This window comes from Yokenella regensburgei, from assembly GCF_051486985.1.
GTDB lineage: Bacteria > Pseudomonadota > Gammaproteobacteria > Enterobacterales > Enterobacteriaceae > CBFFRJ01.
The window spans coordinates 43,829-55,898 of record NZ_JAHVDV010000034.1 but is presented as its reverse complement, the minus strand read 5'-3'; the positions used below and the strand labels follow the sequence as shown (position 1 = coordinate 55,898).

Genomic DNA, 12,070 nt, shown 5'->3' with positions numbered 1-12,070 from the left:
GGACGGCGAGTCAAACCGGCCGCAGGCTGAGGGCCGGGAGGTGAGCGCAGTGCGCAGCACCGGTTTCGGTGCGGGGCCGCGGGGATTGCAAAGGGGGCCGCGGTGGCCCCCTTTGCACGTTCACGGGTGACTGTTTCGGCATGTTCAGCTGGTCTGGAGGTGAACGTAACATACCTCAGCGCCGCCCGTTTCCCCTCACCCCGACCCTCTCCCCGGTGGGGCGAGGGGGAAAAGCGAGTCGCCGTCCGGCATCAGGAGGAGGGCGATTACTCACCCCACCGGTGCTTAAGGTAGCTGACCGCATCCCGCGTTTGCGGCTGATCCAGATAACCCTCTCTGAACAAAATGGTGCCGCTGATTTGCGGAATTGCGTCATTTAAATCCAGCTGTCTTTTCAGCTCCGGCACGCCGCCGCCCACCATCCAGTCAGGCTCATTTTTTGCTGCGAGACCGACTTTGTAGAGTGCTACGCCAATATAGAGTCGCGTTTTCGTCGGTTTTACCACCTCTGCCCACCATTTTGCGAGCACATCGTAACGGGCCGCATCGCGCGCAAATGGCCAGTAGATTTGAGGCGCAATGTAATCAAGCAACCCCTGTTGTACCCAGCGTCGGGTATCGGCGTAGGATTCATCGTAAGCCGCTGCCCCCCGCGTCTCAGACCCGGCCGGGTCGTGAGAGCGATTACGCCAGACGCCCGCCGGGCTTACGCCAAATTCCACGTTGGGATTGAGCTGTTTAATAGTGCGCGAGACCTGCTCAATCAGCAGTTGGGTATTATGTCGCCGCCAGTCAGCCTTAGAAACGAACCCCTGACCGTACTGCCTGAACGTCGTGCTGTCATTAAGCGCAGACCCTGCCGATTCGGTATAGAAATAGTCATCGAACTGCACACCATCGACAGGATAACGCGCCACTACTTCTGCAATGATGCTGGTTATCCAGTCGCGCGCTTCCGGGATGCCCGGATCAAGGACATAGCGATCGCCGGAGGTGCGGATCCAGTCGCGATGCAGAACAAAAACGCTTGCCGGATTCAGCGGCAGGGTACGGTTAAGCTCCGCCGCAGTGGAGGGTTTGATATTGGTGGAAACCCGGTACGGGTTAAACCAGGCATGTACGCGAATGCCGCGTTTGTGGGCTTCGTCCAGCATGAATTGCAGAGGATCATATCCCGGATCCATACCGATGGTGCCCGTCAACATATCTGACCAAGGCAGGATCTTCGACGGCCAGAGCGCCGTGCCGTCAGGTTTCACCTGAAAAAAGACCGTGTTGATGCCAAGGCTTTTCAGCTTATCGAGCTTCGCGATCAGCGCTGCCTGCTGAAGGCGAATACGCACGTCCGGGCTGCTCCCATTCACCGAATTTAACGGCGGCCAGTCAAGACGGGAGACCGTGGTTAACCATATCCCGCGCATCGGCTCTCTGTTCTGCTGCGATTTATCCGCAACAGGATGCGTGCTAACCGGAGGCAGTGGCGTAACAAGCGAGACAGGGGCTTTCGGAGTGCAACTGGCGAGTAAAAAGGCCGCTGCCATGTACGCACAACTTTTTTTCAGTTTCGTTAGCGGATAAAAACGACGCGAGCGGTTAATGGGATACTCCAGTTTTTCGTTTTCGGGTTGTCGCCTGGAGGCTCATTTTCGGCTTATTCAGGGGTAAGTCAATGATGTAAAGGCTGCATATATTATGAAGACCACCCGTCCGTTCCCGCGCTTTACGAAGGTCCATACAAAGTACCTACGTAAATTCGTAGGTCACCCAGGCTTGCACACCACTGAAATGTGGCCCTAAATGGTGCGTTTGAATCAATCCCAACAAGGAGATGTTATGAAGAAGCACACACGTCTTGCCCTCGCACTTATTTTCACCGTTCTGCCAGGTGTGGCCTTTGCAGGTGAGGCGCATGTCTGTAAGTCTGATACCGTTTCGCAAGCTTCCGGCAACGCCGCGCTTTCAGATAGTATCGTGTTCACCTGTGGCGCAGGTGTGTCGGGGACTATCCCGCAACTAGCCAAGTCTGGCTGGCAGATTGTTCAGGTACTGGAGCAGGCTGATACCTCCTCCCTGCGAGCCGCAATGCAGCCCGGAAAAGTCCCTTCCAACCCGGAAGAGTTAATGAAAGCTTACTGGCAGTTAGTCATTCAAAAATAGAGGGCAGGCGGCACACCCAGGCAAGGCTTAAAGAAGGAAGCAGGTATCAACGCATCGGCGGGCGAGTCGCTACTGACTCGCCCGTAAAACACGCGTTATTCAAACAGCGCGCGATGCAACGCCCTGACTGCGTTGTCTGAAGCATCTGCTGGCAGCAGGATACAGAGCGTCTGATCAGACGCACCGTGACAAATCATGCGCACATGATGTTTTTCCAGTTCGGTAAAGACATCTTTGCACACCCCAGATGCCTGGGTGAGCTCGTTGCCTATCAGGGTCACCAGATCCAGCCCCGTCTCCAGCTCTACGCGGCAGCGCGAAGAGAGTTCGGTCAGTAAGGCGGTGGTCAGCGAATCCACATTACCGGAGGTCGCACTGGAGGAGTTGAGAATCAGTGCAATGCTGGTTTCCGACGTTGTCACCAGATCCAGCGCGGTATGGTGGCGAGCCAGTACGGCAAACATCTCCGCCAGGAAGCTGCAGGCTGGCTGCGTATTCAGGCTATGAAGTTTGAGCAGCGTCTGTTTACGTCGCACCGCCAGTGCACGGTAACGGGGTGGGTTATCAGCATGCCGACAAACCAGCGTTCCGCCGGCCGAGGGCGTTTTGCTAGAGCCGACAAAAACCGGGATGTCTTTGCGTATCGCCGGGAGCATGGTCTGGGGGTGAAGCACCCTGGCACCAAAGGCTGCCATCTCGCTGGCTTCAGAGAAGGAGACTCTCTCCATGCGCTGCGCTTTGGGCGCGATACGCGGATCGGTTGTGTAGATCCCGGCAACATCTGTCCAGATATCCACGCGAGCCGCATGCAACGCTTCGCCAAACAGTGAGGCGCTGTAGTCACTGCCACCGCGGCCGAGCGTTGTCGTTTTGCCGGTCGTATCGCTGCCAATAAATCCCTGGGTTATCACCCGAACCTGCTCAGTACGCGGGCGTAACAGTTTTTCTGCCAGTTCAGCAGTTTCTGCTATCTGGGGTTCCGCACAGCCAAAGGCGTCATTCGTACGGATGACCTTACGGGCATCAAACCACTGCGTATCGATACCACGCTCACGCATGACTTCGACAAACAACAGACTGGACATCAACTCGCCATGACTGACCAGCGCGTCACTCAGCGCGGTCGTGGCACTGTGCTCTGCGGTTTCCGCCAGACGGCTGATGTTTTCCAGCAGCAGATCAATTTCCTGACCAATGGCTTCAGGCTGTTTCAGGCGGGAGATGATGTTGTACTGGATGGTACGCAGCGTTTCAATCTTGTCCAGCCGCTCACCGCCTGGCAGACCTGCGGCAAGTTCGACTAAGATATTGGTTACGCCTGCGGAGGCAGACAGCACGACGAGACGAACATCGCTGTCAGCAAGGACGATGGAGGCACTACGGTTCATCGCGTCAAAATCGGCAACGCTGGTACCGCCAAATTTGGCAACGACGATTTGTGGATAAATGCGAGTCATAACAATCTCATTTCAGGGCGCCATCACGAGATGGCAAGAAAATTTTCATTCTCGGCTTAAGGGAAGGTGACTTCGCCTTACGAAATGTCCGCCCGCGAACATTTCTAATTACAACCCAGGAGTACGGTCCTGTTGTCGATAACGTGTTTTGCCTGCACACGCTACGGGGTGTGATGCGCATTATATGGCTTAAATTATTGGTTTCCTTTTTCTTATCGGAATTGAGTTTTTACTCATTCGCAACCCGGAACGTTTGTCGTGAAATCGTCACGTCCGAACGTTAAAGTTCGGATCCGTTGTTGTTAAAAAAAACCTGTTGGCTCGCCGTCCAGGTATATTTAGCGCGGGCATAGTAAGTGATTTAACCGTTGGGATCGACGTTTTCCTTACTCTTTAAGATAAGCCGATGAAAAAAATAATAATTTTTATAAAAGAGGCTTCGTTGTTTGTGTTAAATAACGGTATGATTTGAAAGGAAATTTTTTGTAATAAACCGCAAGAAATAAAACGTTGAGTCCGCTGCTAAAACAACATATATTAGCCGCGTTTTTTTCAACCCTAACCATTAACCTTTATTCAACCCGGCGTTCTTGATACCCGCGGTTGTAGGAGTGATATGATGACGGATAAAGTCCGTATTGATTCTTTGAGTGCTAATTCATTACCGCAAAGCAATGAAACCTTTTTAGCAAGACAAGCTGAGTTTGAATCTAACGTCAGGAGTTATCCGCGTAAACTGCCTCTGGCAATTGCCAAAGCGCAGGGTGTCTGGATTACCGATGTTGAAAATAATCAATATCTTGACTGCCTCGCAGGTGCCGGGACTATGGCGCTTGGTCATAACCATCCTGAAGTGCTTCAAAGCATCCAAAGTGTCATTACCAGTGGCTTACCGTTACATACGCTCGATCTGACCACGCCGCTGAAAGATGAGTTTTCATCTTATCTGCTGTCGCTGCTGCCAGGTCAGGGCAAAGAGTACTGCCTGCAATTCACAGGACCTAGCGGCGCTGACGCCGTTGAAGCGGCGCTGAAACTGGCCAAAAAAGTTACCGGTCGTTCAGGTGTCATCAGCTTCTCCGGCGGTTACCACGGCATGACCCACGGTGCGCTCTCTGTTACCGGCAATCTTTCTCCAAAAGAAGCGGTGGACGGCATGATGCCGGAAGTGCAGTTCATGCCTTATCCGAATCAGTACCGTTGCCCGTTGGGTATTGGTGGTGAAGCTGGCGTAAAAGCGCTGACTTACTACTTTGATAACCTGATCAATGACGTTGAAAGCGGCGTGCGTAAGCCTGCTGCGGTGATCCTGGAAGCTGTGCAGGGCGAGGGCGGTGTTAACCCGGCTCCCGCTGAATGGTTACAGCGCATCCGTAAAGTGACCCAGGAACATGGCATTGTCCTGATCCTCGACGAAGTGCAGGCTGGTTTTGCACGTACCGGCAAATTCTTTGCCTTCGAACACGCAGGTATTGAGCCAGACATTATTGTGATGTCCAAAGCGGTGGGCGGCGGTCTGCCGCTGGCGGTTCTCGGTATCAAAAAACAGTTCGACGCCTGGGCACCTGGTCACCACACCGGTACCTTCCGTGGTAACCAGCTGGCGATGGCGACCGGCCTGACTACGCTTAAGATCCTGAAAGACGATGGCATTGCCGACAAAGTCGCCAGCCAGGGTGAGTGGCTGAAAGGCAAACTGGCTGAGCTGCAGAAACGTTACCCGGTCATCGGCCACGTTCGCGGCCTGGGTCTGATGATCGGTATCGAAATCGTTAAACCTGACGAAGCGCAGGATCATATGGGTTGCTACCCGGCGGATGGCGAACTCTCTGCGTTGTTGCAGAAAGAGTGCTTCAAGGCTGGTCTGATCCTTGAGCGCGGCGGCCGTCATGGTTGTGTGCTGCGTCTGCTGCCATCGCTGTTAATTTCCAATGCTGAACTGGAAATTTTCCTCGATAAATTTGAAAACGCAATGCTGGCTGCCGGCGTAAAACCTGTTTAATCGGAGTTTACATGTCTGATTTAAATCTGATTCTTTCAGGTTCTGCGCAAAGTATCGCTGCCTATCAGGACGCTATCGACCAAAGCACCCAGGCGGTGGTGGAGTGGTTGAAGCAACCTGAAATGTATCAGGGTAAAACCGTTGCGCAACTGCGCGAGCGCATCAACCTGGCGTTTACGTCTGAAGGCCTGGGTAACCAGGCCGCTATTGAACGTGCGGTTGAATACTTCCTGAAGGACAGCTTGTCCGTTCACCATCCACAATGTGTGGCGCATTTACACTGCCCGAGCCTGGTGATTAGCCAGGCCGCAGAAGTGTTTATCAATGCGACCAACCAGAGCATGGACTCCTGGGATCAGAGTCCATCCGCCACCATTATGGAAGTGAAACTGATTGAATGGTTGCGTGAGCAGGTCGGTTTCGCCGCCGGTGACGCGGGCGTGTTCACCAGCGGCGGTACGCAGAGTAACCTGATGGGCCTGATGCTGGCGCGTGATGCCTTTTTTGCCCGTCAGGGTCACTCCGTACAGCAGAACGGTTTGACCGGTGATCTCAGTAAGCTGAAAGTGTTCTGTTCTGAAAATGCACATTTTTCTGTGCAGAAGAATATGGCGCTGATGGGGCTGGGTTACCGTTCCGTTACTCTGGTGAAAACGGACGAATTCTCGCGCATGGACGTGAGCGATCTTGCCGAGAAACTTGCGCTGGCAAAAGCCAGGGGTGAGCAGGTCATGGCCATCGTTGCTACTGCCGGTACGACCGATGCGGGCGCTATCGATCCGTTAGCGGAGATTGCGGCACTGGCAGCAGCAGAGAATATTTGGGTGCACGTCGATGCTGCCTGGGGCGGTGCGCTGTTGCTGTCCGAGAAGTATCGTCATTACCTGAATGGCCTGGAGTTAGTGGATTCCGTTACGCTGGATTTCCACAAACAGTTCTTCCAGACCATCAGCTGCGGCGCGTTCCTGTTAAAAGATGCGCATCATTATCAGTTGATGCGTTATCAGGCAGCCTATCTGAACTCAGATTTTGACGAAGAGCAGGGCGTACCGAACCTGGTATCCAAGTCTCTGCAAACCACGCGCCGTTTCGATGCCCTGAAATTGTGGATGGGCCTTGAAGCGCTGGGTAAAAAGCAGTATGCCGAAATTATTGATAACGGCGTAACGCTGGCGCAGGACGTTGCGCAGTTCGTCACCGGGCAGCCACTTCTGGAACTGGTAATGAAGCCGCAGCTGGCGAGCGTGCTTTTCCGTTTCCGTCCGGAAAGCGGCGATACCGCATCTGTCGCGCTGCTCAATCAGCGCATCGGTGATGCCTTACTGGCATCTGGTGCGGCGAACGTGGGAGTAACGGAAGCAGATGGCGTAACCTGTCTGAAGCTGACCTTGCTGAACCCAACGGTAAACCTGGAAGATGTAAAAGTGCTTCTTGCCAGTGTGGAAGCGTGCGGTATGCAGTTGCTGAACGCCTGACAGCCCTGAGTGCCTGAATCAAGCCGGTTGCAGAAATGCAGCCGGTTTTTTTTGAATAACAGTTACGACAGGTTATGAGTAGAGAGAAAGGGTGCGGTAAGGTAAGCAAACAGCGTCAATGATAGTGCCCTCACTCCTTCATTTAACATAATATACATTATGCGCACCAAGGTAACGTAAGAGAGAATACGCTGATTTGTGCTCATGGTTGTGCTGCTCAAGAACCTCCATTTTGTCTCTCACTCTTAAGGCGGCTTCGTTATCTTTACCTACAATGCCCCTCAACACACTAAGCAGACTCCAGCGCGCGTTCACACCTTTGGAGAATTCATGTCACCTTTCAGCATGATTTTCGCGTGAATCCTTTAGCGGGACGTTGTCGCGTGGTCTGATATTAACCGCGTGAGTAATCATTGGTTTCGCATTAACAACAGAAACGGTTTTCTGTAGCCTGCGTAAAACGCTGTTTACCAATATCACCCGTCTAACTATTTAATTACAGCGCGTTAGATCTTCGTTTGACACGCTTTGTTCCGCATTGTATAAAACCGCGCCCAAGGTATTAATTATCATTTACATTTAAGTTAAGCCCGGATACAGGGTCGCCACTACCATTCAATGAAGGATAGCGTTCCATGAAAAAGGTCATCAGTGCGTTAGGTATGATATTCGCTTCGGTCAGTCCCGCTTTTGCGACGACTTACCCTGTTACTATTGAGAACTGTGGCTATCAGGAAACCTTTACTAAGGCACCGGAACGTGTGGTGGCTCTGGGGCAAAACACCGTGGAGATTTTATTACTGCTCGGGCTTGAGGACCACGTGGTTGCCAGCGCGTTCTGGCCGACAAAAGTCCTTCCTTCACTGGCCAAACAAAACGAAAAAGTTAAAACGCTGACCGTTGAAATCCCGACCCTTGAAGCCGTTCTATCCCAAAATCCCGATTTTGTTCCTGCCCAGTTACCGCTGTTACTGGGGCCTGAAAGTAAGGTTGCTAAACGCGAAGATCTCGCGACTGTTGGCGTAAACAGCTACATGTCTCCGGGAATGTGTGCCACGAAAAAAGCGACCGGCGACATGTACGGCAGCCGCCAGAAACTGTGGGATATGACCTTCCTCTATAAAGAAATCGCTGATTTTTCAACTATTTTTAATGTAGAAGATCGTGGCCGTGCGCTGGTTGAAGATTTTAAACAACGCGAAAACGCCCTGCGCACGGAATTTGGCAAGCATAAAAAAGATCTCTCCTTTGTGTTCTGGTTCTCCAGTTCATCGCCCTCCTCTGACGCCTACGTTGGAGGTAAAAACAGCGCCTCCGGCTTTATTGCCAATGTATTGGGTGGGCATAACGCCATCACCTCTGAAACTGAATGGCCAACCGTGGGCTGGGAAAGCATCATCGCCGCAAACCCGGACGTCATTGTGGTGTCCAGCCTTGACCGTAATCGTTGGGCACTGGATAACGCAGAAGAAAAAATCAAATTCCTGAAAAGCGATCCTGCAGTCAGCCAGCTTGATGCGGTCAAAAAAGGCCACATTGTGGTGATGGATGGTCAGGCAATGAACCCAACCATTCGCACCATTTATGGCGCAGAACAAATTGCTGAACAGCTCAGAAAAATGGGGCTTAACTGATGGTTCAGGCGGTAAAACAGGCCCGGCAGGGCCTGCTACTCAGCATCTCCTCCGTGCTGGCGCTGGTCTTGTTACTGCTGGTTATCGCCGTGGGTGTCAGCGTTGGCGAACTCTCTATTCCACTTGGCAGCGTGATCAGCGCAGTTACCAATCGCCTTGGTTTTACCGATGTGCCCCTCAATCGAATCTATGAAAGCGTTATCTGGGACTTTCGTTTAAGCCGTGCGCTGGTCGCGGCCTGTTGTGGCGCAGGACTGGCTATCTGTGGCGCGGTACTGCAGAGCTTATTAAAGAACGCACTGGCGGAACCTTATGTTCTTGGGGTGTCGGCCGGAGCCTCAACCGGTGCGGTGTCCGTCGTAGTATTAGGGATAGGAACCGGCGCGGTCTCTCTCTCTGCGGGCGCGTTTGCCGGTGCGTTTACTGCCTTCGCCTTTGTGGCGTTACTGACCAACGGCGCACGTGGCGGTAATGAACGGACCATTCTGGCAGGTGTGGCCGCTTCACAGCTCTTTAACGCCATCACCGCCTATACCATCAGTACGTCAGCCAGTGCGCAGCAGGCACGAGATGTCATGTTCTGGCTGCTGGGCAGCTTTAGCGGCGTGCGCTGGCCGGAATTTCAACTGGCACTGATAGTTATCCTGCTTGGTCTGGCGGTCTGTCTCTACTACTCTCGTGCGCTGGATGCTTTCACCTTCGGGGATGATGCCGCTGCTTCGCTCGGTATCAATGTCTCCTGGGTACGCCTGATCCTCTTTACCGCAACTGCACTGATGACGGCCACCATTGTCAGCATGGCGGGTTCCATTGGTTTTGTCGGTCTGGTCGTGCCGCATATGATGCGCTTCTTTTTCGGCCCGCTTCACCGCACTTTACTGATTGCCAGCGCGCTGGCAGGCGCCATCCTGATGGTGCTGGCTGATATAGCCTCACGCTTGTTGATCGCGCCACAAAGCCTGCCGGTTGGCGTGGTTACCGGCCTGGTCGGCGTACCGTTTTTTGCCGTTATTATCTATCGCTCAAGGAACAGGTCATGAGCATTGCTGCTGAAAATATTAGCTGGAAGGTAGGTAAAAAGGTCATTGTAAACAATGTCTCGCTTACCGTATTACCTGGGCAAACGGTGGGATTGCTGGGGCCGAATGGTTCAGGAAAATCCTCATTACTGCGTGTGCTCGCCGGTTTGCGCCGCCCTCATGCTGGCACGGTTACGCTTGATGGCAATAACATTGCTCGCCTGCCTAAAAAACAGCTTGCACGGCGGGTAGCGTTCGTCGAACAGCACGGCATGACCGAATCAAACATGCGCGTCAGGGATGTGGTTAAACTGGGGCGAATTCCCCACCACACCGCCTTTTCCGGCTGGAGTAAGGAGGATGACGAGAGGGTAAATGCGGCGCTTATGCGGGTGGATATGCTTGATAAAAGCGATCAGGGCTGGCTGAGTTTATCGGGTGGCGAGCGCCAGCGTGTGCATATCGCCAGAGCACTGGCGCAGGCGCCGAGTGAGATCCTGCTGGATGAACCGACTAACCACCTGGACATTCACCATCAAATGCAGTTGATGAAACTCATCAGCGATCTGCCGGTGACCAGCATTGTGGCCATTCATGACCTGAATCATGCCTCTATGTTCTGTGACGCATTAATTGTGATGCAACAGGGCCAGGTGGTTGCGAGTGGTTCACCGCAAACGCTCCTCACCGAAGAGCTGTTGTGGGAGGTCTTCAGGGTAAAAACCCGCATTGAAACCTCGGCATTTCATGGCAAGAAACACATCCATTACTTAATCTGAAAAGACGAGCGGTATGCCTTTTCCTCGCCCTGCTTCCCGACTCTGGCTTCCCGTTTTACCCGGCAGCCAGTTTGTTTTCAACATCGGCTTCTATGCTGTTGTCCCCTTCCTGGCGATCTTCCTTCGCGATGACATGTTGCTGTCTGGGGGGATGATTGGTCTGATTCTTGGGCTGCGTACCTTTTCGCAGCAGGGAATGTTTATTCTCGGTGGCGCGCTCTCCGATCGCTTCGGTGCCCGCACTGTCATCCTTTGCGGCTGTGTTGTCCGGGTAGTGGGTTACCTTTTACTGGCGCTGAGTGAAAGCGTTGCGCCGGTTATTCTCGGTGCCTGTCTGACGGGCATTGGCGGCGCCCTTTTCTCTCCATCGATTGAAGCGTTACTGGCGAAGGCGGGAACAGAGAGTGAGAGTCAGGGAAAACGCAGCCGTGCGGAATGGTTTGCACTTTTTGCCGTCTGTGGCGAACTGGGTGCCGTACTCGGCCCGGTGGCCGGTGCGCTGCTGGCAGGACTGGGATTCCGGCAGGTGGCCATCGCAGGGGCGGTGGTTTTTGTGATTGCACTGGTTGTGCTGCACTTTTGTCTCCCAGCCGACAGACGCTCTGTACAAGCGTTACAGATCACGCCCTGGTGGAGAACCTTCCGCCAGCCACGCTTTGTCGCCTTCATTGTTGCCTATAGCTCATGGTTGTTGAGCTATAACCAGCTTTATCTTGCCTTGCCGGTTGAGATAGCACGGGCCCGGGGGAGTGAGAAAGATCTCGGCCCGTTATTTATGCTGGCATCGCTGCTGATTATTCTTTTACAACTGCCGCTGGCCCGCTTCGCGCGGCGTATTGGAGCACGTCATATTCTGCCGGCAGGCTTCCTGCTTCTGTCTGCGGCCTTTCTGAGCATTGCCCTTTTTGCCGCTACTCCGCCGCCAGATTCCTGGCATCGCCTGTTACCTGCGGCGAGTTTTGTTACCCTGCTGACGCTGGGGCAAATGTTACTGGTGCCGGCGGCAAAAGATTTGGTGCCGTCTTTTGCCACGCCTTCAACGCTTGGTGCCCACTATGGTGCGCTGGCAACGGCGGGCGGCATTGCCGTTCTGGCAGGCAATTTACTGCTGGGCGATATGCTTGATAACGCATTAACCCCCTCGACGAAGGCCATGCTCCCCTGGTTGCAGTTAGCCCTTTTCCCACTGTTAAGCGCCATCGCAATGTGCTTTATTTGCCGCCCTTTGCGCTCAACCTCTAAAGATAAGTAAGAGGTTAAGACTTACCCTGCCAGTTGCCCCACGGGTTTTCCGCTTCGGCTTCAGGTGACGCAGCTGGCGTGTTATCACGCAGAGAAGCAATATAAAGCGCTTCAACTTCACGGCGTGCCCAGGGGGTACGGCGTAAAAACTTCAGGCTGGACTTAATGCCAGGGTCTGTTTTGAAGCAGTTTATATTGATGCGCTTCGCCAGCTCAGCCCAGCCATACCGGCTGACCAGCGCGTTAAGTAATGCTTCCAGCGTAACGCCGTGTAAGGGATCTTTATCGGCATGCATACAGCGGTT

General features: G+C 53.4%; 10 protein-coding genes. 7 read left to right on the top strand and 3 right to left on the bottom strand.

Going from position 1 to position 12,070, the window contains the following annotated elements; all coding sequences use genetic code 11:
* Positions 1-266: 266 nt before the first annotated feature.
* Positions 267-1,541 (bottom strand): glycoside hydrolase family 10 protein, encoded by a 1,275-nt coding sequence (locus KXR87_RS19805; RefSeq protein ID WP_437433928.1) that lies wholly within the window; start codon positions 1,539-1,541, stop codon positions 267-269.
* A gap of 292 nt (positions 1,542-1,833) precedes the next feature.
* On the opposite strand from KXR87_RS19805, the gene KXR87_RS19800 reads away from it, so the two are divergent.
* Positions 1,834-2,157 carry a hypothetical protein gene (locus KXR87_RS19800; RefSeq protein WP_437433927.1) on the top strand — a complete coding sequence of 108 codons (324 nt, stop codon included), beginning with the start codon at positions 1,834-1,836 and terminating at the stop codon, positions 2,155-2,157.
* 95 nt (positions 2,158-2,252) lie between these two features.
* On the opposite strand, the gene lysC is transcribed toward KXR87_RS19800, so the two are convergent.
* Complete coding sequence (gene lysC, locus KXR87_RS19795; protein ID WP_437433926.1) at positions 2,253-3,614, bottom strand: lysine-sensitive aspartokinase 3; 1,362 nt, start codon at positions 3,612-3,614, stop codon at positions 2,253-2,255.
* Between the two features lie 616 nt (positions 3,615-4,230).
* Between lysC and KXR87_RS19790 the strand changes: the two genes are divergently transcribed.
* The 6 genes from KXR87_RS19790 to KXR87_RS19765 all read left to right on the top strand — a co-directional run bounded on the left by KXR87_RS19790 (position 4,231) and on the right by KXR87_RS19765 (position 11,775).
* A complete protein-coding gene (locus tag KXR87_RS19790) occupies positions 4,231-5,616 on the top strand; it encodes a diaminobutyrate--2-oxoglutarate transaminase (protein WP_437433925.1) in 1,386 nt (461 codons plus the stop codon).
* A gap of 11 nt (positions 5,617-5,627) precedes the next feature.
* On the top strand, positions 5,628-7,091 hold the full coding sequence (locus KXR87_RS19785; RefSeq protein WP_437433924.1) for a pyridoxal phosphate-dependent decarboxylase family protein: 1,464 nt from the start codon (positions 5,628-5,630) through the stop codon (positions 7,089-7,091).
* Between the two features lie 635 nt (positions 7,092-7,726).
* Positions 7,727-8,725, top strand: coding sequence for an ABC transporter substrate-binding protein (locus KXR87_RS19780; protein WP_437433923.1), 999 nt, complete (start codon positions 7,727-7,729; stop codon positions 8,723-8,725).
* Complete coding sequence (locus KXR87_RS19775; RefSeq protein WP_437433922.1) at positions 8,725-9,765, top strand: FecCD family ABC transporter permease; 1,041 nt, start codon at positions 8,725-8,727, stop codon at positions 9,763-9,765. The genes KXR87_RS19780 and KXR87_RS19775 overlap by 1 nt, the downstream gene beginning before the upstream one ends.
* Complete coding sequence (locus tag KXR87_RS19770) at positions 9,762-10,523, top strand: ABC transporter ATP-binding protein (RefSeq protein ID WP_437433921.1); 762 nt, start codon at positions 9,762-9,764, stop codon at positions 10,521-10,523. Before KXR87_RS19775 ends, KXR87_RS19770 begins: the two co-directional genes overlap by 4 nt.
* A 13-nt stretch (positions 10,524-10,536) precedes the next feature.
* Positions 10,537-11,775 (top strand): MDR family MFS transporter, encoded by a 1,239-nt coding sequence (locus KXR87_RS19765; protein WP_437433920.1) that lies wholly within the window; start codon positions 10,537-10,539, stop codon positions 11,773-11,775.
* 4 nt (positions 11,776-11,779) lie between these two features.
* On the opposite strand, the gene KXR87_RS19760 is transcribed toward KXR87_RS19765, so the two are convergent.
* Positions 11,780-12,061, bottom strand: a complete 282-nt coding sequence (locus tag KXR87_RS19760; RefSeq protein ID WP_437433919.1) for a VF530 family DNA-binding protein — start codon at positions 12,059-12,061, stop codon at positions 11,780-11,782.
* Positions 12,062-12,070: the final 9 nt, after the last annotated feature.